This is a genomic window from Streptomyces sp. NPDC098781 (assembly GCF_044759995.1).
GTDB lineage: Bacteria > Actinomycetota > Actinomycetes > Streptomycetales > Streptomycetaceae > Streptomyces.
This window is the reverse complement of record NZ_JBIWAK010000010.1, coordinates 344,366-366,191: the sequence shown is the minus strand read 5'-3', so window position 1 is coordinate 366,191 and position 21,826 is coordinate 344,366. Positions and strand designations below refer to the sequence as shown.

Annotated in this window: 28 protein-coding genes; 18 read left to right on the top strand and 10 right to left on the bottom strand. The window is 69.9% G+C overall.

Annotated elements, in window-relative coordinates; all coding sequences use genetic code 11:
* Nucleotides 1-77: 77 nt before the first annotated feature.
* From ACIQWG_RS35295 to ACIQWG_RS35285, 3 genes are all read left to right on the top strand, one after another.
* Nucleotides 78-917 carry a sulfurtransferase gene (locus ACIQWG_RS35295; RefSeq protein WP_404103342.1) on the top strand — a complete coding sequence of 280 codons (840 nt, stop codon included), beginning with the start codon at nt 78-80 and terminating at the stop codon, nt 915-917.
* A 63-nt stretch (nt 918-980) separates the two neighbouring features.
* On the top strand, nt 981-1,268 hold the full coding sequence (locus tag ACIQWG_RS35290) for a DUF1416 domain-containing protein (RefSeq protein ID WP_404103339.1): 288 nt from the start codon (nt 981-983) through the stop codon (nt 1,266-1,268).
* A gap of 97 nt (nt 1,269-1,365) precedes the next feature.
* Nucleotides 1,366-1,632 carry a DUF3099 domain-containing protein gene (locus ACIQWG_RS35285; RefSeq protein ID WP_404103337.1) on the top strand — a complete coding sequence of 89 codons (267 nt, stop codon included), beginning with the start codon at nt 1,366-1,368 and terminating at the stop codon, nt 1,630-1,632.
* Here ACIQWG_RS35285 and ACIQWG_RS35280 read toward each other — a convergent pair.
* Nucleotides 1,626-1,988, bottom strand: a complete 363-nt coding sequence (locus tag ACIQWG_RS35280) for a DsrE family protein (protein WP_404103334.1) — start codon at nt 1,986-1,988, stop codon at nt 1,626-1,628. The genes ACIQWG_RS35285 and ACIQWG_RS35280 overlap by 7 nt on opposite strands.
* A 130-nt stretch (nt 1,989-2,118) precedes the next feature.
* On the opposite strand from ACIQWG_RS35280, the gene ACIQWG_RS35275 reads away from it, so the two are divergent.
* The 6 genes from ACIQWG_RS35275 to ACIQWG_RS35250 all read left to right on the top strand — a co-directional run bounded on the left by ACIQWG_RS35275 (nt 2,119) and on the right by ACIQWG_RS35250 (nt 6,811).
* Nucleotides 2,119-2,853, top strand: coding sequence for a hypothetical protein (locus tag ACIQWG_RS35275; protein WP_404103331.1), 735 nt, complete (start codon nt 2,119-2,121; stop codon nt 2,851-2,853).
* Nucleotides 2,850-3,683 carry a hypothetical protein gene (locus ACIQWG_RS35270; protein WP_404103328.1) on the top strand — a complete coding sequence of 278 codons (834 nt, stop codon included), beginning with the start codon at nt 2,850-2,852 and terminating at the stop codon, nt 3,681-3,683. Before ACIQWG_RS35275 ends, ACIQWG_RS35270 begins: the two co-directional genes overlap by 4 nt.
* The gene (locus ACIQWG_RS35265) at nt 3,680-4,570 is read left to right on the top strand and encodes a hypothetical protein (protein WP_404103325.1); all 891 of its coding nucleotides are present in this window, start codon (nt 3,680-3,682) and stop codon (nt 4,568-4,570) included. The genes ACIQWG_RS35270 and ACIQWG_RS35265 overlap by 4 nt, the downstream gene beginning before the upstream one ends.
* 236 nt (nt 4,571-4,806) lie before the next feature.
* Nucleotides 4,807-5,382: an FABP family protein gene (locus tag ACIQWG_RS35260; protein ID WP_404103322.1), complete on the top strand. Its 576-nt coding sequence runs from the start codon at nt 4,807-4,809 to the stop codon at nt 5,380-5,382.
* Between the two features lie 16 nt (nt 5,383-5,398).
* Nucleotides 5,399-5,836, top strand: a complete 438-nt coding sequence (locus tag ACIQWG_RS35255) for a Fur family transcriptional regulator (protein ID WP_404103320.1) — start codon at nt 5,399-5,401, stop codon at nt 5,834-5,836.
* A 9-nt stretch (nt 5,837-5,845) separates the two neighbouring features.
* Nucleotides 5,846-6,811 (top strand): YgfZ/GcvT domain-containing protein, encoded by a 966-nt coding sequence (locus ACIQWG_RS35250; RefSeq protein WP_404103317.1) that lies wholly within the window; start codon nt 5,846-5,848, stop codon nt 6,809-6,811.
* 50 nt (nt 6,812-6,861) lie between these two features.
* Here ACIQWG_RS35250 and dtd read toward each other — a convergent pair whose 3' ends face one another.
* Nucleotides 6,862-7,287 (bottom strand): D-aminoacyl-tRNA deacylase, encoded by a 426-nt coding sequence (gene dtd, locus ACIQWG_RS35245; protein ID WP_404103314.1) that lies wholly within the window; start codon nt 7,285-7,287, stop codon nt 6,862-6,864.
* A gap of 160 nt (nt 7,288-7,447) precedes the next feature.
* On the opposite strand from dtd, the gene ACIQWG_RS35240 reads away from it, so the two are divergent.
* Together ACIQWG_RS35240 and ACIQWG_RS35235 are read left to right on the top strand one after the other, a co-directional pair.
* On the top strand, nt 7,448-8,071 hold the full coding sequence (locus ACIQWG_RS35240) for an aerial mycelium formation protein (protein ID WP_404103311.1): 624 nt from the start codon (nt 7,448-7,450) through the stop codon (nt 8,069-8,071).
* Between the two features lie 119 nt (nt 8,072-8,190).
* Nucleotides 8,191-9,450, top strand: coding sequence for a GNAT family N-acetyltransferase (locus tag ACIQWG_RS35235; protein ID WP_404103308.1), 1,260 nt, complete (start codon nt 8,191-8,193; stop codon nt 9,448-9,450).
* 215 nt (nt 9,451-9,665) lie between these two features.
* On the opposite strand, the gene ACIQWG_RS35230 is transcribed toward ACIQWG_RS35235, so the two are convergent.
* Nucleotides 9,666-9,845, bottom strand: a complete 180-nt coding sequence (locus ACIQWG_RS35230) for a hypothetical protein (RefSeq protein WP_404103305.1) — start codon at nt 9,843-9,845, stop codon at nt 9,666-9,668.
* Nucleotides 9,846-10,026: 181 nt separating this feature from the next.
* On the opposite strand from ACIQWG_RS35230, the gene ACIQWG_RS35225 reads away from it, so the two are divergent.
* Nucleotides 10,027-10,938, top strand: a complete 912-nt coding sequence (locus ACIQWG_RS35225) for a GntR family transcriptional regulator (protein WP_404103302.1) — start codon at nt 10,027-10,029, stop codon at nt 10,936-10,938.
* Nucleotides 10,939-11,019: 81 nt separating this feature from the next.
* Here ACIQWG_RS35225 and ACIQWG_RS35220 read toward each other — a convergent pair whose 3' ends face one another.
* The gene (locus tag ACIQWG_RS35220; protein ID WP_404103299.1) at nt 11,020-11,208 is read right to left on the bottom strand and encodes a hypothetical protein; all 189 of its coding nucleotides are present in this window, start codon (nt 11,206-11,208) and stop codon (nt 11,020-11,022) included.
* Between the two features lie 154 nt (nt 11,209-11,362).
* Between ACIQWG_RS35220 and ACIQWG_RS35215 the strand changes: the two genes are divergently transcribed.
* The 4 genes from ACIQWG_RS35215 (at nt 11,363) to ACIQWG_RS35200 (ending at nt 16,110) form a co-directional block, all read left to right on the top strand.
* The gene (locus ACIQWG_RS35215) at nt 11,363-12,238 is read left to right on the top strand and encodes a GntR family transcriptional regulator (RefSeq protein WP_404103296.1); all 876 of its coding nucleotides are present in this window, start codon (nt 11,363-11,365) and stop codon (nt 12,236-12,238) included.
* Nucleotides 12,238-12,954, top strand: a complete 717-nt coding sequence (locus ACIQWG_RS35210) for an HAD family hydrolase (protein WP_404103293.1) — start codon at nt 12,238-12,240, stop codon at nt 12,952-12,954. Before ACIQWG_RS35215 ends, ACIQWG_RS35210 begins: the two co-directional genes overlap by 1 nt.
* A gap of 19 nt (nt 12,955-12,973) precedes the next feature.
* Nucleotides 12,974-13,729, top strand: a complete 756-nt coding sequence (locus tag ACIQWG_RS35205; protein WP_404103524.1) for a GntR family transcriptional regulator — start codon at nt 12,974-12,976, stop codon at nt 13,727-13,729.
* Nucleotides 13,730-13,881: 152 nt separating this feature from the next.
* Nucleotides 13,882-16,110, top strand: coding sequence for an aminoglycoside phosphotransferase family protein (locus ACIQWG_RS35200; RefSeq protein ID WP_404103290.1), 2,229 nt, complete (start codon nt 13,882-13,884; stop codon nt 16,108-16,110).
* A 48-nt stretch (nt 16,111-16,158) separates the two neighbouring features.
* Here the strand turns inward: ACIQWG_RS35200 and ACIQWG_RS35195 are convergent, their stop codons facing one another.
* Complete coding sequence (locus tag ACIQWG_RS35195) at nt 16,159-16,998, bottom strand: nitroreductase/quinone reductase family protein (RefSeq protein ID WP_404103287.1); 840 nt, start codon at nt 16,996-16,998, stop codon at nt 16,159-16,161.
* A 201-nt stretch (nt 16,999-17,199) separates the two neighbouring features.
* Between ACIQWG_RS35195 and ACIQWG_RS35190 the strand changes: the two genes are divergently transcribed.
* Nucleotides 17,200-17,781: an HAD domain-containing protein gene (locus tag ACIQWG_RS35190; RefSeq protein ID WP_404103284.1), complete on the top strand. Its 582-nt coding sequence runs from the start codon at nt 17,200-17,202 to the stop codon at nt 17,779-17,781.
* Here ACIQWG_RS35190 and ACIQWG_RS35185 read toward each other — a convergent pair.
* Complete coding sequence (locus tag ACIQWG_RS35185) at nt 17,750-18,703, bottom strand: NAD(P)-dependent oxidoreductase (RefSeq protein ID WP_404103281.1); 954 nt, start codon at nt 18,701-18,703, stop codon at nt 17,750-17,752. The two genes, ACIQWG_RS35190 and ACIQWG_RS35185, sit on opposite strands and share 32 nt — an antisense overlap.
* A gap of 50 nt (nt 18,704-18,753) precedes the next feature.
* Between ACIQWG_RS35185 and ACIQWG_RS35180 the strand changes: the two genes are divergently transcribed.
* The gene (locus ACIQWG_RS35180) at nt 18,754-19,101 is read left to right on the top strand and encodes a winged helix-turn-helix transcriptional regulator (protein WP_404103279.1); all 348 of its coding nucleotides are present in this window, start codon (nt 18,754-18,756) and stop codon (nt 19,099-19,101) included.
* 131 nt (nt 19,102-19,232) lie between these two features.
* Here the strand turns inward: ACIQWG_RS35180 and ACIQWG_RS35175 are convergent, their stop codons facing one another.
* The 4 genes from ACIQWG_RS35175 to ACIQWG_RS35160 form a co-directional block, all read right to left on the bottom strand.
* The gene (locus tag ACIQWG_RS35175) at nt 19,233-20,171 is read right to left on the bottom strand and encodes an NAD-dependent epimerase/dehydratase family protein (protein WP_404103276.1); all 939 of its coding nucleotides are present in this window, start codon (nt 20,169-20,171) and stop codon (nt 19,233-19,235) included.
* A gap of 95 nt (nt 20,172-20,266) precedes the next feature.
* Nucleotides 20,267-20,458, bottom strand: coding sequence for a hypothetical protein (locus ACIQWG_RS35170; RefSeq protein WP_404103273.1), 192 nt, complete (start codon nt 20,456-20,458; stop codon nt 20,267-20,269).
* Nucleotides 20,459-20,577: 119 nt separating this feature from the next.
* Nucleotides 20,578-21,156: a dihydrofolate reductase family protein gene (locus ACIQWG_RS35165; RefSeq protein ID WP_404103270.1), complete on the bottom strand. Its 579-nt coding sequence runs from the start codon at nt 21,154-21,156 to the stop codon at nt 20,578-20,580.
* A gap of 70 nt (nt 21,157-21,226) precedes the next feature.
* Entirely contained in the window at nt 21,227-21,820 is a 594-nt protein-coding gene (locus ACIQWG_RS35160) for an AAA family ATPase (protein ID WP_404103267.1), read from the bottom strand.
* Nucleotides 21,821-21,826: the final 6 nt, after the last annotated feature.

Here is a 21,826-nt window from a genome sequence, read left to right as displayed (position 1 = left end):
CGCCGTCTCGGCATGAGCGCGCGCACCCCCCTCGCACTCGCACGCCCCGCCGCAACTGCCCCGGAGGAGAGAAGAGCATGAGCCGTAGCGACGTCCTTGTCGACGCCGACTGGGTCGAGGCCAACCTCGACGACGCGAACATCGCCATCGTGGAGGTGGACGAGGACACGTCCGCCTACGAGAAGAACCACATCCGCAACGCGATCCGCATCGACTGGACCAAGGACCTTCAGGACCCGGTCCGCCGCGACTTCATCGACCAGGAGGGCTTCGAGAAGCTCCTGTCGGCGAAGGGCATCGCCAACGACACGCTGGTGATCCTCTACGGCGGCAACAACAACTGGTTCGCGTCCTACGCCTACTGGTACTTCAAGCTCTACGGCCACGAGAACGTCAAGCTTCTCGACGGCGGCCGCAAGAAGTGGGAGCTGGACGCCCGCGAGCTGGTCGAGGAGGTCCCGGAGCGGGCCACCACCGACTACAAGGCCAAGGCCCAGGACAAGTCCATCCGCGCCTTCCGCGACGACGTGGTGGCGGCCATCGGTTCGCAGAACCTGGTCGACGTCCGTTCCCCCGACGAGTTCAGCGGCAAGCTCCTCGCGCCCGCCCACCTGCCGCAGGAGCAGTCCCAGCGTCCGGGCCACGTCCCGTCCGCCCGCAACATCCCGTGGTCCAAGAACGCCAACGACGACGGCACCTTCAAGTCGGACGACGAGCTCAAGGAGCTCTACGCCGACGAGCAGGTCGACCTGGCGAAGGACACCATCGCCTACTGCCGCATCGGTGAGCGCTCCGCGCTGACCTGGTTCGTCCTGCACGAGCTGCTCGGCGTGGAGAACGTCAAGAACTACGACGGCTCCTGGACCGAGTACGGCAGTCTCGTCGGCGTTCCGATCGAGCTCGGCGCCAACAAGTAACCAACCCGCGCAAGCCAACCCGACCGGCCTTCCTTCCGGTCAGACCCCAACCTGGAGAAAGACATGTGTGGAGCGAAGGCCGGCGGCCCCGACGCCTCGACGATCAAGCCCGGTGAGACGACGATCCAGGGCCAGGTGACGAAGGACGGCGAGCCGGTGGTCGGTTACGTCCGCCTGCTGGACTCGACCGGCGAGTTCACCGCGGAGGTTCCCACCTCCGCCACGGGCCAGTTCCGCTTCTACGCGGCCGAGGGCACCTGGACCGTGCGCGCTCTGATCCCCGGCGCTACCGCCGACCGCACCGTCGTCGCCCAGCAGGGCGGCCTGGCGGAGGTCGCGATCGCGGTCTGAGGCGACCCGGTTCCTGAAGGGCCGCATCCCACGGGTTGGACGCCGGGGGCGCGGCCCTTCGGCATGCGTGTGGGGCAGCCGGACCTACCCTGGATGTATGTACGCACGGCGGCGTCACCTGTACTTCGCCATGATGGGGATCTGCATCGCGCTCTTCGTCCTGGCCTGGGGCGTCGTGCGTCTGTGGTCGATTCCGGCGGCCGTGGCCATGTGCGTGGTCGCCATGGTCATCCCGCCGCTCGCCGCGATGGTCGCCAACCGGCGCGGCCCGGAGGACCGCTGGTGGGACGACCCCTCCGGCGACCCGCAGTCCGACGAGTGGTGGGACGAGCTGGACGGCAAGAAGCGCCCCCGGTCTCAGTAGACGAGCGCCTGCGTCTCGTCCCCGAGCGCCTCCTGCACGAACACTTGCGCGCCCGCGATGCGTACGCCCTCGATGACGTCCTTCTCCGTGATGTCCCGGCGGGCCGCGCACTGCGTGCACAACGTCAGGCGCCCGCCCGCGAGGACGGAGTCGATCAGGTCGGGGAGCGGGGCCGCATGCGGGAGTTCGAACTCGGCGGCCCGTCCCGGGAGGGCGAACCATGCGGACTCGCCGGTCAGCCATACGGAGACGTCGACACCACTCGCCACGGCCACCGCCGCGACCGTGAACGCCTGCGAGCAGCGTTCGGGAGCGTCCGCCCCCGCCGTCAGCTTGATCACCAGCTTCTTCGCCATGGCCGAATCGTAATCAAGTCCCCTACAACTCCGTGCGCGGGCCAAGGGTCTCTTGTGCGCACGTGTACGGAATGCAAACTTCACGTTCTGTTGGGGGGACGTTTTGGAAGACCCAGAACGCATACCAGAGGTGGCCGACGAGCCCACCGATCCACCTCGTCCGCGGCGCCGCCGCGGCCGGACCGTCGCACTCATCGCCGGCGCGGCCGTGCTGGGGCTCGTGGCCGGGACCTGTGCCGGCTACCTCGTCCAGGCCGACCGCAAGCCCACCAAGCTGCCCTCGCTGTCCCAGCCGAAGCTGACACAGGCCGAGGGCGCGGCGCCCGAGCCGCTGTCCGCCACGCGCGACCGGCGGGTGCGGACCGACGGGGACCTGCGCAAGCTGCTGCTGAAGAAGCCGCGCGGGGCCAAGGACGTCGATTGGCCGACCGGTGAGGACGGCTGGATGGACCTGGCCGCCTACGCGGAGTCCTTCGAGCGGCCGGGCGGTGCCTTCGCCGATCTCGTCGAGGCCGAGTTCCGGCGAGCGGCCGTGGTCGCCTGGGAGGACGACGACGCCGCGGTGGAGATCCGGCTGGTGCAGTACCGGCAGGAGGAGTCCGCGGCGGCTGCCCAGCAGACGAGCAGCAGCCACTACTGGGCGGACTTCGAGGACAACGACAGCTACCCCGTCCCCGGCACCGAGGGCGGCATGGCCTACGTCTACGAGGACCCCGACGCCGAGCCGGGCTATGTGCCGACCTACTCGGCAAAGGCGTTCGCGTGGCGCGGCGACATCGCCCTGGAGGTCTTCGTCTCCGGCCCCGAGCCGGTCAGCGGAAAGATGATCACGAGCCTGGCCCAGCGGCAGATGGAGCGGCTGTGAGCGAGGAACAGCAGGCCGTGGCACCCGAGCAGCCCGTGCCGGACGGTGAACCGTCCGTGAGCCCGCCCGTCGAGAGGCGTCGTCGTCGTGGCCGTGTCGCCGGCGTCGCAGGCGCCGTCCTGATGGCCGCCGCGCTCGTGGCCGGGACCGGCTACACCGTCGTCACCGTGCGAGACGCCGACCGGGACGCCGGAGCGCCGGTGTGGAAGTTCCCGGCGGGCAAGGCAGGCGAAAGGAAGGCGCCGAGCGCCTCCGGCCTGGCCGGAATGCTCGTGCCGTACGGCACCGACGACTGGGTCAAGGGCCCGGACATCGCCGAGTTCGGCTCGGACCGGGAGCTCAGCGAGGCCGAGGCGACGGCCCTGCGCAAGGAGGCGCTGCGTGAGCTGCCCCGCTCGCAGCGGCGGGAGCTGGAGAAGCGGGCGGACCGGCTGCGCGTCAAGGGCGTGGCGATGCGCAGCTACTTCAGCGGCTACGGCGGCGGGCTCGGCCAGGAGCCCACGGAGGACATCTACAGCGTGAGCATCCAGCTCAGCCAGTTGGAGAGCCGGGCGGCCGTCCGGGACATGGTGACCTTCCAGACCGAGTTCCTCGACGCACTGGAGATCTTCCGGGACGGCCCGAAGGTCAAAGGCCACAAGGACGCCAAGTGCTTCCTTGCGCCCAAGGAGTTCAGCGAGGACCTCGACAGCATGTCCTGCTTCGGATACTCGGGAGACGTCCTGGTCACCGTGTCGGCGGACGGAGCCCGACCACTCGACAGCAAGGCAGTCGCGACGCTCCTGAGCACCCAGCTCGACCGCATCGCCGAGCCGGGGAAGGCCGTATGACCGAGCAGCGAACCGAGACCACCGAGCCGGCCGAGACCGTCGCCCCGACGCCCACGGGACAGGTCGTGACCGAGGAACCGGAGCCGACGACACCCGTCACGCCGCCGGTTCCGCCCGCCCCCGCGAAGGACCGGCGCGTCCTGCGTACCGTCCTGCGCTGGACCGCCGCAGTCGCCGTCTTCGCGGCCGTCGGATCCGCAACGGCGTTCGGCATCACCGGGATGGAGCGGACCGACGTACTGGGGCTGCGGACCGAGTCGGACGGACGGTGGACGTACCCGACGCTCAGCAAGCCGCCGTTGCCGTCGGGCAGCCCGCAGCCCTTCGCGCCGGAGAACAAGGCCGAGGCGCACTACGCCGACCTCCGCGCGCTGCTGCTGCCCGCGCCCGAGGGAGCCGTCGACGACCGGGCGCTGCGCGGCACGGACGGCTGGCTGGCCCCGAAGGGCTTCCTCGCGGAGTTCGCCGACAAGGACGAGCGTGCCGAGCTCCGGCAGAAGTTCGTGGACTACGGCCTGCGCCACATCGCGGCCCGGGGCTGGACCACCGAGGACGGCACCTACACCCGGATCTACCTGCTGCACTTCGACACCGGGGCCGTGCTGGACGAGCTGATCGACGACGTCGCGCCGTTCAGCGCCCCCGGCTACCGGGTGCGCGGCACCGAGATCTCGGCCATGGACCCCGACTTCGCCGAGCTGCCCTGGCCCGCCGGCTTCCCGCGCTACGCCTACGCCGAGGCGAAGCCGTACGGCGCCGAGCAGGTCCGGCAGGCCCACCTGGCCGCCGGGGACGTCCTCGGCGTGGTCATCCAGTCACGGAAGGGCACCGCGAAGGCCGTACCTTTCCAGCAGACGGTGACGTTGCAGAGCCAGCTGCTCGGCTGATCCCGCGAGGGGCCCGTGAGGGCGGACCTCGCCGGGAGGGCCGGTCCCCGGCCGCGTAAGCTGGGGGCCGGCCCTTGTACGTACCGCTCAACCTCCGCTCAATCGAGGAGCACCCCGTGGAGATCTTCTTCGAAGCCCTGCTGGTCCTGGTCTGCGTCGGCGTCCTCGCCTTCGCCGGACTGACCGTGAAGAAGCTGTACCAGGGCCAGCGCTGACCTACCCAGGAATCCAAGCTCATGATCGAGATCCCGTCCGACCTCCACAAGGACCTCGTCCCCCTCGCCTTTCTGCTCGGCAACTGGGCAGGCGCGGGTGTGCACGACTTCCCCGGCTCCGAGAAGTGCAACTTCGGGCAGGAGGTCGCCTTCACCCATGACGGCCGGGACTTCCTGGAGTACCAGTCCCACACCTGGGTGCTGGACAACGAAGGGAACAAGGTCCGGCCCCTGGAGTCCGAGCACGGCTTCTGGCGCATCGACGCCGACCGCAAGGTCGAGGTGACGATGGTCCGCGACGACGGCGTCGTCGAGATCTGGTACGGCGAGATGGCCGCGAAGAAGCCGCAGATCGACCTGGTCACCGACGCCGTGGCCCGCACGGCCGCCTCCGGCCCGTACAGCGGCGGCAAGCGGCTGTACGGCTATGTGAAGAGCGATCTGATGTGGGTCGGCGAGAAGCAGACCCCCGAGGTCGAGCTGCGCCCCTACATGTCGGCCCACCTGAAGAAGGTCGTCACCCCGGAGGATGTCGAGCGCTGGGCCAAGGCCCTGCCCGACGACATGCCGGACGACGGCATCGCTTTCTTCAAGTAGACCTAGACTCGTCGGTGTGGTGAGCACCGACTGGAAGAGCGACCTCAGGCAGCGCGGCTACCGGCTGACGCCGCAGCGGCAACTCGTGCTCGAAGCCGTGGACACCCTTGAGCACGCGACCCCCGACGACATCCTCGGCGAAGTGCGCAAGACGGCGTCGGGGGTCAACATCTCCACCGTCTACCGCACCCTGGAGCTGCTGGAGGAGCTGGGCCTGGTCAGCCATGCCCACCTCGGCCACGGCGCTCCGACGTATCACCTCGCGGACCGCCACCACCATCTCCACCTGGTGTGCCGGGACTGCGACAACGTCATCGAGGCGGATGTGGCGGTGGCCGCGGACTTCACGGCCAAGCTGCGCGAGCAGTTCGGTTTCGACACCGACATGAAGCACTTCGCGATCTTCGGCCGCTGCGAGGACTGTTCCCTGAAGGGTTCAACTACCACGTCGTAGGCTTGCCCCATGAAGAGCCCCCTGCTGACCCTGCCCGGCGCCGTGCCCGCCGAGGGCGTGGACGAAGGCGTCGCCGCCCACTACGGCGATCTGTTCCGCGAGCAGCGCGCCCTCGCCGAAGGCACCGGTTTCGTCGACCTGTCCCACCGCGGTGTCATCGCCGTCACCGGCGACGACCGGCTGAGCTGGCTGCATCTGCTGCTCACCCAGCATGTGAGCGACCTGCCGACGGGCGAGGCCACCGAGGCGCTGATCCTCTCCGCGCACGGCCACATCGAGCACGCGCTGTACCTGGTCGACGACGGTACGACGGTCTGGGCCCACGTCGAGCCCGGCACCCGGGAGGCGCTGCTCGCGTACCTGGAGTCGATGAAGTTCTTCTACCGGGTCGAAGTCGCCGACCGCACGGACGACTTCGCGGTCGTGCACCTGCCCGCCGGCTCGATCGCGGAGGTGCCGGAGGGCGTCGTCGTACGCGAGACGGCGTACGGCCGTGACCTCTTCCTGCCCCGGGCGGACCTGGAGTCGTACGCGGAGCAGGCCGGTCCGCCGGTCGGCATCCTCGCCCACGAGGCGCTGCGCGTCGAGCAGCACCGCCCTCGGCTCGGCTTCGAGACCGACCACCGCACCATCCCGCACGAGCTGGGCTGGATCGGTACGGCGGTGCATCTACAGAAGGGCTGCTACCGCGGCCAGGAGACGGTCGCCCGCGTCCAGAACCTCGGCAAGCCCCCGCGCCGCCTGGTCTTCCTGCACCTGGACGGCAGCGAGGTCCATCTGCCGGCCCACGGCACCGAGATCCACCTCGCGGACGAGGGTCCCGACGGCCGCAAGATCGGCTTCATCACCACCTCCGTGCGCCATCACGAGCTGGGCCCGGTGGCGCTGGCGCTGGTCAAGCGGAACGTGGCGCTGGACGCGCGGCTGGTGGCGGGGGAGACGGCGGCGGCGCAGGAAGCGGTCGTGCGGCCGTAGCGCCCCGCGGCGCCGGGCCCCGCGACGCCGGCATGATCCGAACGACGGCCCTACACCTCGACGAGGACGGTGAACGGGCCGTCGTTCGTCAGGGACACCCGCATCTTGGCGCCGAACCGGCCCGTCGCCACCGTGGCGCCCAGGGCCCGCAGTTGGGCGACGACCTCGTCGACGAGCGGCTCGGCGACATCGCCGGGGGCGGCCGCGTTCCAGGTGGGCCGGCGGCCCTTGCGGGCGTCGCCGTAGAGGGTGAACTGGCTGATGACGAGGAGCGGGGCGTCGATGTCGCTGCACGACCGCTCGTCGTTCAGCATGCGGATCGACCAGAGTTTGCGGGCGAGTTGGGCCGCCTTCTCCTTGGTGTCCTCGTGTGTGACGCCGACGAGCACACACAGCCCCTCGCCGGTGATCTCCCCGACCGTCTCGCCGTCCACGACGACACTCGCGCCGTCCACCCTCTGCACCACTGCTCGCATGCCGCCATCATGCCGTGCGCACTTCAGGGGCCCTCTTTGGGGGCTTCTTTTTAATCCTTAACCCCCCATCTGGGGCTGTTCATGGGCACTCGGTCACATAGCGGCCACTTGGGATGGCACCATGCTTCCCACACGCCGGTCGAGGGGACGGTTGAGGCATATGAGCACACCGAGTACCGAGCAGCCGCCCGGGGCTTTCATCTGGACGCACGCGGGCCGGCTGGAAGGTCTCAGGCCGCCCACACAACGCACCGCGGACGATCCCGGTCCGGGCCCGCACGCCCGGCTGCCCGTGGAGCCGCCCGAGCAGGACCTGACCCAGCTCAGTCTGCCCGAACTGCGCACCCTGCGGAGGGACGCACAGAGTGACGAGGCGGACCTGAGTTATGTACGACGGCTGCTTCAGGGCCGGATCGACATCCTGCGGGCGGAGCTCGCACGGCGCTCCCCGGCGGGCGCGGCGTCCGTGGTGGACCGTCTCCCGGAGATCCTCACCGACGCTCCCGCCCGCCACCGCTCCTCGGCCCGCCATGTGACCCTGGGCACCCCGCAGAGCGAGGAGTACCGACGCCTGGCGGCCGAGATGCTGGCCGAGGTGGAACTCTCCGACCTCCAGGCCCGCACGGACGCCGAACTGAACACCGCGATGGGTCGCCTGGTCCGTTACGAACAGCAGGTGTCGGGCCGCCGCCAGCGCCTGCAACAGACGGCGGACGAGTGCGGGGCGGAGATCACACGGCGGTACCGGGAGGGGGAGGCGCAGGTGGACGATCTGCTGACGTAGCGCCGCGCAAGGGGCCCGGGGGCGACGGGGCGGCGCCCCTGGGGAGGCGACGGGCAGGGGCGGTCGGGGCCCAGGAAAAGGCGGCGACACCCCCACACCCACGCGCCTACCGTGACCCCATGAGCCGTCCCGAACCCCACATCGACGTCCGCCCCATCACCGAGGCCGACATCCCCGACTGGACCCGGGCGCTGAACACCGGTTTCCTCAGGCCTCCCACCGTCGAGGACACGGAGGTCGCGGACCGGGCGTCGTACATCGTCCCGTCCCGCACGCTCGGTGCCTTCGACGCCGGCCGATGCGTAGCCACGTTCCGGTCCTTCGCCCAGGAGCTCACCGCCGTGGGCGGGGCCGGCGTCCCCGCCGACGCCATCTCGAACGTCACCGTCACCCCCACCCACCGCCGCCGCGGCCTGCTGACCCGCATGATGGCCCACGACCTCACGGCGGCGAAGGACCGCGGGGACGTCGTGGCGACCCTGATCGCCGCCGAGTACCCGATCTACGGCCGCTACGGCTTCGGCGCCGCCACCTCCACCGCCCAGTGGACCATCGACGTCCCCCGCGCCGGCCTGGACCCGAGATGGGCGGGCCCGGAGGACGGGGGCCGGATCGACATCGTGGACGGCGCGGACGTACGCAAGTCGGGCCCGGAGCTGTACGAGCGGGTGCGCCGCGCCCAGCCGGGAGCCGTCGACCGGGACGAGCGTTGGTGGCAGGTCGCCACGGGGGCGCTGTGCCTGGACCGCTCCGCGTGGACGGATCCGTTCTTCGCCGTGTACCGCTCGGCCGGCGGCCAGGTCCAGGGCCTGGTGTCGTACCAGGCGGACGACCACTGGGGCGACGCCAAGCAGCCGCTCAACACGGCGACCGTCAAATGGCTGGACGCGGCCACCCCGGCCGCCGAACGCGCCCTGTGGCGCTACCTGTGCTCGATCGACTGGATCACCACGGTGAAGACCGGCCGGCGGGCCCCCGACGACCTGCTGCCCCACTTCCTCCCCGACCCGCGGGCCGCGCGGATCACGACGCTGGCGGACTGGCTGTGGGTGCGGATCCTGGACGTCGTACGGGCTCTGGAGGCGCGTACGTACGGCGGGCGCGGCACCCTGGTGATCGAGGTCGTGGACGGCTCCGGGCCGGCCGGCGGCCGGTACCGGCTGGAGGCGGCCGAGGACGGGGCGTCCTGCACGCCGACCACGGCCGGCGCCGATCTCACCCTCGACGTGGCCGACCTGGCCACGCTCTGGCTCGGCGACGAGTCCGCCGTACGGCTCGCCGCGCTCGGGCGGGTGCGGGAAGAACGAGCGGGCGCCGCCCTGTCGGCCGACGCCCTGCTGCGTACGTCCAGGCGACCGTGGTGCCCGGACGTCTTCTGAGACCTCCTCCGATCCGACGACGGTTCTCTGCTCATCCGTAGCGAGCTTTCAGTTGTGGTTGTGGTTGTTGTTCAGTTGTGGCTGTGCGGCGATGCGTTCGATGTTCGGTTGTCGCTGTGAAGTTGTGACTGTGCTGACCGACCGGGCTCCCGGCTCCCCTCCGGAAGGGAGCCCGGTCGGCCGAACTTGGGTCCCCGGGCCCGCGCGGGGCGGACCTAGTGGGCGAGCAGCATGACGAGGATCACCGCGCCGATACCGCCGATCATGGTGTTCTTGGCCTTGATGCCGATGGTCAGGGCGAGAAAGGCGATGATGCCCATCGGCCCGTACTTCCACTGGATGAGTTGCTCGAATCCAATGACGAGCGCGGCGACGACGAGGTAGATGAGCGGCATGCCGGTCTCCTTCCGGGGACGACGGTCGACAGAACCGACTCCTGTGGCCAACCCTCCTGAAGTTTGACCATGTTGCTTAAGTTGGCGACCAACTTCACTGTACTTATGACCGCTTGGAAGCGTCTCATAACCACCTTCCTTGGAACTGCCTAAAGATGGCGGGAAGTTGTAGTGTTCGGTCGTGGAGCCGAAACACGCCTCCGTCAATGGGCGGAAGAGTTCACAGCGGCCACAGAAGTCACATCGGCAGGTGGCCGACGAGCTGCGCGCCCGCATCCGCTCGGGCGAGTTGCGGCCCGGCCAGCGCATGCCCACCCAGGCCAAGCTGGCGGACGAGTTCGGCGTCGAGCGCGGAGCCGTACGGCAGGCGCTGCGCATCCTCCAGTCGGAGCACCTGCTCACCAATGTCTCCAAGGGAGCCCCGGCCACCGTCGCCGCCGACCTCAGCAGGGCGCTGACCGGCCCCGGAGCCCCGCCGGCGTCCACCATGGTCGCCCTCGCCCCGCGTATCGCGTCCGCCTTCGCGGCCCCGCACGTCGAGATCGACGCCCTCTGCCTCACGGCGGTCTCCCTCACGCTCGCCATCGGCGAACCACTCCGGCAGATCCACGCCGGACAGCTGAAACCGGCCAAGGTCGACGTCCGGGTCCTGCTGCCGAGCCGCGACATCCCGCTCGCCTTCCCCACCCCGGTGGACGACTCTCCCGACGACGCCGACGAAGAACTGCGCCGCCGCTGGCTCGCCCAGCGCAACGCCCAGGGTCAGGTGCTGCGGCACAACCTGCTGGCCCTGCGCTCCACACACGGCATCGACGTACGGATCACCTTCCGGGCCCTGCCGTTCACCCCGCCGGTGAAGCTGTACCTGCTCAACGGCGCGGAGGCGCTCTTCGCCTACTACACGCTCAGCCGGCGTGAGGTGGAGATCGGGCAGCAGCATCTGGAGATGTACGACGCTCCCGGCATCCAGTCCACGCTGTTCGCCTTCGAACAGGGGGCCGGGATGCGGGACATGACGTTCGTGGAGCAGTCGTACGTGTGGTTCAACGCGCTGTGGGAGACGATCAGTTCAGAGCTTCAGCTCACGAGCTGATCGTCCCCCACACCGTTCGACCTGGGTGTACGTAGCCGGATGCGTAGCCGTTCTGGATGCTGTCTCGGTGTGGGGCATGGCTCACAGAGCGGGCCCCGAGACCAGGATCGCGAGGACCACGGCCCCTATGGAACTGACAGCGGGACTCTTGGCCTTGATGCCTATGGTGAGCAGCAGCAGGCCGACGATTCCGGTGGCGCCGTACTTCCACTGGAGGGTCTGCTCGACGCCGACGACGAAGACGGCGGAGAGGAGTGCGAGGACGGGCATCGGTGTTTCCCCCTTCGGGCTCCTGGGAATGGAATGATTACTTCCGCCAACTCAACCAACTACTTGCCAACTCTGACTAAGTTGTCCCCACTTGGCCCCTACTTTGAAACAAGCCACAAACAACTCCCACTAGATGGATGCGAGTTGTAGCGTTTTGGTCGTGACCCAGGAGAACGTGGCAGTGAACGGCAGCAGGAGACTCTCGCCGCAGGAGATCGCCGACATCCTGCGGGAACGCATCCGCGTCGGAGACCTCAAGGCGGGCGACCGCCTGCCCACCCAGGCCGAGCTGGCCGAGGAGTTCGGCGTGGAACGAGGCACCGTCCGCCAGGCCCTGCGCGCGCTCCAGGAGGACGGGTTGCTGACCAATGTCAGTAAGGGGAGTCCGCCGCGGATCGCCGAGCCCCCGGTCGCCTCGGGCGGACCGCAGCCGACCATGGTGAGCCTCGCTCCCCAACTCGGCGAGGCGTTCCAGGAGTCCCGAGTCCGGATCGACGCGGCCTGTCTCACCGCGGAGTCCCTGATGCTGGCCCTGGGTGAACCGATCCGACAGATCCACGAGGGCCGCGTCCACCCCGAGTCGATCGACTTCCGCGTCCTGCTCCCCTCCCGCGACATCTCGCTCGCCTTCCCGGTTCCGGTCGAAGGCCGCGACGACGACGCGGTCCACGACCGCTGGCTCGCGCAGCGCAACGCGCAGGGACACGTCCTCAAGCACAACCTCTTGGCCCTGCGCTCGACCCACGGCATCGAGGTCAACGTCACCTTCCGCGCGCTGCCGTTCACGCCGCCGGTGAAGCTCTACCTCCTCAACCAGCAGGAGGCCCTGATCGCGTACTACATGATCACGCGCCGCGAGGAGTTCACGGACTCCGGAATGATGGACATGTACGACGTCCTGGGCACCGAATCCCTCCTCTTCTCCTTCGACAAGAGGGCCGGAGAACGTGACGCCGCGTTCGTGGAGGAATCCCAGAAGTGGTTCGACGCCCTCTGGGAAACCATCACCACGGACCTGACACTCTCCTAGTGACCTCTGACAACACACCGACCGATCAGCTCCGTTCACTGCTCGCCCCCGTCCGGTACGTGCTGTGGGACCTGGACGGACCCGTCTGCCGCCTCTTCGCCGGCAAGCCCGCGGCCGGCATAGCCCGCGATCTGGTGGAGCAGATCGACAGCTATGGAATGGGTGGCCTGCTGACCGAGGCGGAACGATCCGCCACGGACCCGCACGTCCCCCTGCTCGCCGTCCACCGCAAGCGCGGCGGCGACCTGGTGGCCGAGCTGGAGGCCTGGCTGACCAGGCGTGAACTGCAAGCCGTTCCACGGGCCATGCCCACCCCGTACGCCGATCCGCTCATCAGGCGGTGGCCAACGCTCGGGGTCCGCTTCGCGATCACCACGAACAACTCGGCCCGGGCGGCCTCCGCCTACATCGAGAGCCGAGGGCTCGGCGCCTACTTCACCTGCATCCACGGCCGTGAGCAGAACCTCGACCTGATGAAGCCGAATCCGCACACGCTCCTCCAGGCGCTCAAGTCGCTGGGGGCCGAGCCGTCCCTGACCCTGATGCTGGGCGACGCGCCGACGGACTACGAAGCGGCCCTCGACGCCGGCGTCGCCTTCGCCGGCTACGCGCGTAATGCCGCCAAGAGGCAGCTGCTGGTGGAGGCCGGAGTCAAGGACGACCACATCGTGAACGAGCTGAGCCTGGTCAGGTCGGCGTTGCCGACGGTGGCATAAGTCCCGTCCTTCGCCGAGGATCCTGCCGGCGCAGCGCGTGCTGGCCCAGGAACTCGCCGTTTCCCGCGACACCATGCAGCGGGTGCTGAGATCCATGGTGGCGGAAGGCTGGATCGCGTCCCGCCAGGGCAGCGGATCAAGAGTGGTGAAGGCGCCGGCCGCGGCGGCTTCGCCCGTGCGGGGCGGCACCGTGCGGCTGGAGCACGCCCTTCCCGAGGCCTTCGCACAGCCCCGGGTCGTACTCGACGTCTTCAATCTGTCGTCGGAATCTCTCGATGTGCCCATCCGGCTCCAGCTGGACCGCATTCGCCAGGGCGAGATCGCTCCCGAGTCGGTCGCCGTACGGATGCTGCTGCCCACACCGGACGCGCCGCTGACCTATCCCCTGGTCAAGGGCCACCCGGAGGACACGCGCGCACGGGATCGCGTGCACCGGATAGCCGAGCCGCGTGTGCAGTTGCTGCGTGAGGAGTTCTCGCGGCTCGGGGAGTCCGCTCCCGCGGGGTCCTACTCGTTCGAGGTGCGCCGGGCGGCTTTGACGCCCTCGTTCAAGCTCTATCTGATCAATGGGACGGAGGCGCTCTTCAGCCCCTACACGCTGGTCGAGCGCCCGAACGTGCTGGACGACGGCAAGGAGGTCGAGACGCTGGACGTGCAGGGCCTGGGTGCGAGGCTGCACAGATTCACCCTCGGCGACCCCGCGTCCTCGGGTGGCGCGTTTGTTGAGGACATGCAGGAGTGGTTCGACTCGGTCTGGGACCTCCTCGCCCGGTAGCGACCGTGTCCGGAGGCCCTTCAGTACCAGCCGACACCTCCGTATACCTCATTGAGACCAGGTATCGGCCGACTCAAGTCGTGCGGGCCCCTGTCCGGCGCTAGGCTCTGCATCAATTTCCGGAGCCTCGTACCTTGCCCCAGGAGCAGCCGGTGGATGCGCCCACTGTTCCCTCGCCTCCCCGCGGGAGTGCTGCCCCCCACGACCCGTACAGCGAGTTCGTGCGCCGGGCGCGCACGCACGGCGAGGTGTACGACGGTTACCACAACCGGAACTTCGTGTTGCCCCTGACGGAGCCCATGGCGCGGTTCGTCGGGCGACCGTCCGGAACCCCGGCGATAGTGCGGATGCCGACGCGCACCGCGCTGCGGGTAGTGGTCAGGACCTGGAACGAGGCAGAGGTCCTCGCCGCCATCAGGGGGCGCGTCCCCAGGGCACCGGAGTGCTTCGCCCGGCGCAGCGGTTCCGCGGTCCACAGCTATGTGGAGGGCAGGCCGCTCTCCAGCCTCTGCGAGAACGGCAAGCCGGTGGCGCCGCTCCTGGTCGAGTCGCTGATGGACATCGTGGGAAGAGCCGCGCAGGTGCGCAGGGACGACCTGCCTGCCTTCCCCGGCCGAGGGACCGGGAGCGACAAGGACAGCCGGGGCTTCCTGCGCGGACTGGCCCACCAGGCCGACCGCCAGATCCGCCAGCCCAACTGGCCCGAATTCGGAGGACTGTTCGCCGCGCTGGGCGTTTCCGCCGACGCCTTCACCATGCTGGCCGAGCGGGTGCCGACGACCATGTCGCGCCGACCGTACGGCCTCCTGCACACGGACCTGCACCGGGACAACCTCATCGTCTCCGAGGGCGAGCACCCGATCGCCTGTGTCGACTGGGAACTCGCGACATACGGCGATCCGCTGCACGAGCTCGCGACGCACTTGGTGCGGATGCGCTACCCCGACGACCAGTGGGACTCCGTCGTCCGCGCCTGGGCCGAGGCCATGGAGCGGCACCGGCCCTCCGCGGTCAACGGTTTGACCAAGGACCTGAACCACTACGTCGGCTTCGAGCGGGCCCAGTCCGTCTTCCCGGACGTGATGCGGGCAGCCAGGTCGTTGGAGGACGGACTCGACGACGAGACCCTCGCCCGGGCGACCGCAGGAGTGTTCGCGGCCCTGGAGTCGGCCGCCGCACCGCTGGGGCTCGCCAGGGTGCCGGGGGTGGCGGAGATCGAGCGGGTGCTGGTCCGCTGGCGGGACTCCCGTCATCGCCGGCCCGTCGGATTCCGGCCGGTTCCGCCCCTGGAGTGGGAACCTGACAGCCGCGTACCGGAGCATCCCGACTTCCCCGGCTCCGCGGTGGAGCGTGCGCTGGTCGCCGAGGGCGCCGCCGCTGCGGGCCGCGTGTTCCGGGGCACCGCGCACCTGAACTCGGTGGTCAGGGTGGAGGGCATCGACTTCCCTGTGATGGTGCGGCGCAGGCTGGTGTCGTTCTGCCGCCGTGAGCCCAGCCACCTCAGCGAGCACGCGGTGCTTCGGGCCATCGAGCGGTCCGACGCCGGGGTCGCCGCCCCGCGGGTGCTCGCCCTGGGTATGAGCCAGGCGAAGGAACCATTCGCCATCCACACCTACGTCGGACCGATCCACAGCGATCGGCCGCCCAGCCACCCGGTGACCGGCCTGCTGCCGCATGAGGCCGATGGGCTGGTGAACCAGCTCGACGCCTTGACGCGAGTCGAGTGCTCGGAACTCGATCAGATCACCGACGGCTCGGACTTCTACACCTGGCTGAGCCGGGAGCTGGTGAGCCTGGTACGCGGGATGCCCGTCGAGTCGCAGCAGCTCGCCAAGTCTCTGGGGCTGCCGGACGCCGACCGGCTGAGCGACATCCTGGCCCGCCATCAGGTCCGCGATCGCAGACGGGTGTTGCTGCACGGCGACCTCAATCCGTGGAACCTGGTGCGCCACACCCAGCACGACGACCGCGCGCTCACCATCATCGACTGGGAGATGGCGATGGTCGGTGACCCGCTTTACGACCTGGTCAGGCATGTCCATCTGACCCCGACCCGGCCGGAGATCCGCGAGCGCATGCTCCGCCGCTGGGAGAGCACGCTGCCGCGGGAGTGCACCAGGGACTGGAGACGGGACTGGAGTGTCTACCGCTGGGTGGAAAGCATCCGGTCCGCATACGTCGACCTCGACCGCATCGTGACGGGAGCCGGTCTGGACGCCCCCAACGTGCGCCGCGCGGTGGACTCGTACGCGATGACCCTGGCGGTCGCGACCGCCTCACTGGGGCTGCGCGTCCGGCACTCGGCGCACTCCGGACTCGCGCCGTGGATGGAACGGGAAGCGGGTCCGGGAAGCGCGTCGACAGCCGCTTGTGCGGTGTGACCGTACGCCCTGGGGGGCGCCGGGGATGAAGGGCGCCCCCCAGTGCCTCTAGACGGCGTCCAGCACCGGAATCAACTCTGCCTCTTCATAAGCCAGATGCCGCTCCAGCTCCCCCGCCAGCCGCTCCACCTCCGCCCGGGCGGCACCCGGCTCCGAGTGGTCCGCGCTCACCGTGTGGCGCAGCGCCTCGACCAGTTCGGCTATGCGTTCGTGCTCCTCGCGCAGGCGGTCCAGGGTCGGGGCGAGCTCGGGGTGCCGGTCGGACAGGTGGGGGAAGAGGGCGATGTCCTCGCCGGTGTGGTGGTTGTGGAGGCCGGCGCAGAAGGTCAGGCAGTTGACGCGGAGTTGGGCGCCCAGGGTGGTGGTGCCCTTGGTCATCTCCTCGCGGATCAGGGCCAGTTCGCGGCGGAAGGCGTCGTGGACGACCTTGATGGCCTCGCCCATGGAGGAGGCGTTGATGGTGCCGGGGCCGCCCTGGGCGATCTCCTCCAGGGCGATCACGGGGATCACCCGGTCGGTCTTCTCCTGGTACGCCGCCCAGCCCGGCTCCGCCTCCACGGCCCGCGCGAAGGCCCGGTCCCGTTCCTCGGTGTCGAGTACGACCGCCCGCGCCTCGTAGGTGAACGCACCGCTCTCCACGGTGACGTGGGGGTGGGCGACCAGGTTGTGGAACCACGCCGGGTGCTGCGGGGCGCCGGCGGCCGAGGCGATCACGAGGACCCGGTCGCCGCCGTCGGGGAGGTAGCCGACGGGGGTGGTGTGGGGGCGGCCGGTGCGGGCGCCGGTGGTGGTGAGCAGTAGGAGGCGGGCGCCTTCGAAGTAGCCGCCGACGCGGCCCTTGTTGGCGCGGAACTCCTCGATGACCTGCTGATTGAAGTCGTTGGGCATGCTCTGCTTTCTCTGTCTCTTTCTCGGTCGCTGGTTTCCGTACGGAAGGGAAGGCGAAGAGAAAGAGGCGGACTCCTGGCCCGCCGCCACGGCCTCACTCAGAGGCCGGGCAACACCCAACTCGCTCACGGCACAAGGCCGACCCGGCAGTCATGGAGCCGACAGTAGCGCAGAGCCCCGCCGGGAGAGATCCTGATTTCGATGCTGCTCTTCCTCGACGTCGACGGAACGCTCATCCCCTTCGGGGCGGAGCGGCCGTATCCGCTGTACGAACCCCCGGCCGAGCTCCCCGGCCCACCGGCCCACCCCCTCCTCACCCGAGTCGACCCCGCCCTCGGCGCCCGCCTGAGCCGGCTCGCCGCGCTCGGCTGCGAGCTCGTGTGGGCCACGACCTGGCTGGACGACGCGAACACCGTCATCGCGCCCTGGCTGGGTCTGCCCCCGTTGCCGCTGGTGGACTGGCCGGACGAGGGTGCGGAACCCTCGCTCGAGCCCCGCGCCCGGCACTGGAAGACCGGGCCGCTGGTGGCGTGGGCGGCCGGTCGCCCCTTCGTCTGGGTGGACGACGAGATCACCGACGCCGACCGCGACTGGGTGGCCGCACACCACTTCTCGTCGCCGGCCGGGGAGGCGGAGCCGGCTCAGCGCCCGGAGCCGGCGTCCACTGATAGCCCGGCCCCCGCCCTCCTCCACCGAGTCGATCACCGCTGTGGACTCACCGACCGTGACTTCGCCGTCCTGGCGGAGTGGATCACCGCCGCGAGCGGCCCAGCAGCTCGCTGACCCGCATATAGCCGTCCGTCCCGTGGCCGAGCCCGACCACCCGGCGGGCCAGGCCCTCGGCCGCGCGCATCATGCTCGCCTCGATGCCGTGCGACTCGGAGGTCTCGACGATGTGGGCCATGGTCGACACGGCGGAGGTGATCGGGTTCAGCTCCCCGGAGTACGTGCCGTCGTCCACGTTCCCCGCGAACTCCTCGAAGAGCGGCGGCAGGATCGCGCCGATGCCCTGGGCGAAGGGGGCCAGCTCCCGCGCGGTGATGCCCTCGGCCCGGGCCACGGCCAGGGCGTGCGCGTAGCCGGCCATCGCCGTCCAGAAGATGTCGAGCAGGGCGATGTCGTAGGCGGCGGCCCGGCCGACGTCCTCACCGAGGTGGGTGTGGGTGCCGCCGAGCGTGTCCAGGACGGCCCGGTGCTCGCGGTACAGGTCCTCGGGGCCGCTGAGCAGGAACACCCCCTCGGACGTGCCGATGGTCGTGGTCGGGGTCATGATCGCGCCGTCCAGGTAGCGGATGCCGTGTGCGCCCGCCCAGCCTGCCGTTTCGCGGGCCCGCTCGGGGGTGTCCGCGGTGAGGTTGACGACCGTACGGCCCTTGAGTGCGGCGGTGACGGCGTCCTGGCGCAGTACGGCGTCGGCGGCGTCGTAGTTCACCACGCAGACGACGGTCAGCGTGCCGGCGGCGACCGCCTCCGCCGCGGACGCGGCCGCTGTGGCGCCCCGGCCGACGAGTTCCCGCTCCCGCCCCGGCGTGCGGTTCCAGACGGTGACCCGCAGGCCCGCGTCCAGGAATGCACCAGCCAGGGCCCGGCCCATCGGCCCGAGGCCGAGGACGGTGACGGCGGACTCGGTGATGGACTCGGTGGCGGGCTTGGCAGCGGACTCGGCTGCCGGTTCGGCTGAGGGCTCGTAGTCCTGGGTGGACATGCTCAACTCCCTGTAGGGTGAGGATGATTGCTGACAAAAGGGGTGGGGATATGACGCACCGGCGGCATGATCCGAACGTCTGCGGAGTGACCGCCGCGATCACGGTGATCGACGGCAAGTGGAAGACATCGCTGCTGTGGCTGCTGGAGTCGGGCCCGCACCGCCCGGCGGAACTGCGCCGCCGGCTGCCGGGCCTCAGCGAGAAGGTGCTGACTCAGGCACTGCGGGAGATGGAGACGGACGGCCTGGTGCACCGTGAGGTGTACGACGAGCTGCCGCTGAAGACCGTCTACTCGCTGACCGGCTTCGGCCGCGACCTCTCCGAGGCCCTCGGCCCGCTCTCCGACTGGGGCCACCGCCGCCTGGAGCGGCTGACCGGCATGCAGCCGGCCTCCTGATCCGTACGTCACCTCCGTCCGACGCGGTGTCGATGTCGATCACCCCTCAAGGGTCGGACGGCGGGGAGGCCCTGCCAAGTACGCACAAATAAGTGGGTACCGGCAGAGGTCCCTTCCCCCACCGGGCACGGCTACGACCGCCGCCCCAACTCCTCCCGGAACCCCTGCCGCCAGGACGGATAACGCGGCTCCCAGCCCAGCTCCCGCCTGGCCTTGGCATTGGAGAACCCGCGCCCCTCGGTCATCATCGTGACCGCCACGTCCCCGGCCAGCAGCCGGGCCAGCCACTTGGGCACCCGCAGCGGCGGTTTCGCTCCCGCGCACTCGGCCAGATACGGCAGCCACTCGCTCGCCGGCGCCGGCTCGTCGTCGACGATGTTGAACACGCCCCGCGCCCGCTGCTCCACGGCCAGCACCGTCGCGCTCGCCGCGTCGTCGAGATGCACCCAGGAAAAGTAGCCGGTACCGCCTCCGACCAGCGGAAACTGTCGCTTGCGCAGGAGTTCGACCTGGTCGTCGGTGGCGCCCGGCCCGTAGAAGCCGCCGTACCGCAGGACCGTACCGTCGACCCTCAGGACCGTGTGCTGGAGGTGCCGGATCCCCTCCGCCAGCTCACGCAGTCTCCCGGTCTCCACCGGCAGCGGGTCCTCCTCGGTCTTCACCCAGCCGCCCTCGCGGACGCCGTTCCAGATGGCGGCGCTCTGGACGACCACATGGGGGACGCCGGTCGCCTCCGCGGCGGCCAGCAGATGGTCGGTCCCCTCGGTGCGCAGCCGGTTGGTGGTGGCGAACCAGCGGTCGAAATGCCGGATGTCGGGCTTGCCAGAGTGCGGGGCCGAGATCGCCGTCATCTGGTGCACGATCACGTCCGGCCGTGCCGCGGCCACCGCATCCCCGACCGCCACCGGGTCGAGCCCGTCCATCACCGCCCCCTGCGCGCCCATCCGCCCCACGAGGTCGAGCTTGGCCGCGCTCGTCGTCGTGGCCGTCACCTGGTGCCCCCGCTCCACGAGCCGCGGCACCAGCCGCCGCCCGATGACGCCGGTCCCACCTGCCACGAACACCCGCATGACACTCACCGTCCCGATTCCGGAGTACGTCGTCCTTCGTAACCTTGGACGAGCCGCTCCGCCCGTTTTGTGACACGGGCCGGGGAGTCCGTGCGCTACAGCACGCGGAGGCTGGTGAGGGGGATGTTCCACTCGTTCCGCTCGATGTTCCCGTGGCCGTCCCGGGGCGCCGTCGCCGTCACCAGGGCCGGTGTCGGCCCGGCGACCACGACAGCGGTGACGACCGCGGTGACCGCGGCGAGAGCGGTGACAGCGGCTGTCAGGACGGTGACGACAGGACGCTTCACGATGTGCCTCCTCGACTACGACGGTGCCGCCCACCATGCTTCGCGCCCCGAGCCCGGCCGTCCCGGACACGCCGCCCGGCCGCCGAATTTCAGTCAGTGGAGGGGGTGGCCGGTATCGGTCATCGGTGGAGGGTGGGCCGGTAGACGAGCTCCTGGACGCGACCGTCCAGCGTCCGCTGCTCGACCAGTTCCAGGTCGAAGTCCTCCGCGCCCTGGAAGATCGGGTCGAGCCCGGTCCGGCCGGTGATGACCGGGAAGAGGGTCACCTGCAAGTAGTCGACCAGGCCGGCGGCCAGCAGCGCCCGGTTCAACGACAGGCTGCCGTGCGAGCGCAACGGCACCTCGGATTCTTCCTTGAGCCGGGCGACGACGTCGACGGCGTCACCGCTCACGACGGTCGCGTCCGGCCAGTCGAGGGGGCCCTCCAGCGTGGTCGACACCACCGTCGCCGGGAGGTTCCGCATCCGCGTGACCCAAGGATCACGTACGTCGGAGTCCTCGGTGCTCTCGGCCAGCATCTGGGCGAACGCCCGATAGGTGTTGGCCCCGAGGACCATCCGCTGGTCCCTCTCGTACAGGGCGAGGCGGTGGTCGAGCAGCTCGGGGCCCTGTTTGCCCCAGTAACCGGTCCAGTCGCCGCCGGCGGCGCCGTATCCGTCGAGGCTGGAGAAGATGTCGAAGGTGTAGGTGGCGGTCATGCCGTGCTCCCTGGGGTGTGGGTGGTTCTCGGTCACCGTCACACCGATAGACCCGGACCGCCTCCGAAACTCATCTCGCCGGTCCTGCCGACCCGGCCGCCGAGCACCCGGGACCTGTGGCCGAGCCCGTCGGCTCCGCCTGGCCCCGCTTCACCGACTCCGCGATCCGCTGCGCGGCCTCGGCGGGCGTGAGGTGCGTGGTGTCGACGACCTCCGCCTCGCCGTGCAGCCAGGTGCGAGCCGCCTCGGCGTAGGGCTGAAGGTATTGGAGACGGAACGGCGAGGGGCCGAGAACGGTGTCCCCCTCGATGCGTCCACGGAGGGTCTCCTGATCGGCGTGGAGGACGAAGTGCCGTACCGGGATGGCATGTCGGGCCAGACCGGTGCTGATCTCGCGCCAGTACTGCTCGACCAGCACGGTCATGGGCACCACCAGGGTGCCGCCGGCGTAGTCGAGGACATGGCGGGCGGTCTCCACCACGAGCTGCCGCCACGGCGGCCAGTGCTGGAAGTTGTCCGTCTCGGGCAGCCCCGGGCTGATGTCCATGAGCGTCTCGCCGACCTTCTCGGCGTCGAACACGCGTGAATCGGGGATCAGCCGCTGCACGAGGGGGCTGGTCGTCGTCTTGCCCGCGCCATGGGTTCCGTTGAGCCATACGATCATGGGCCG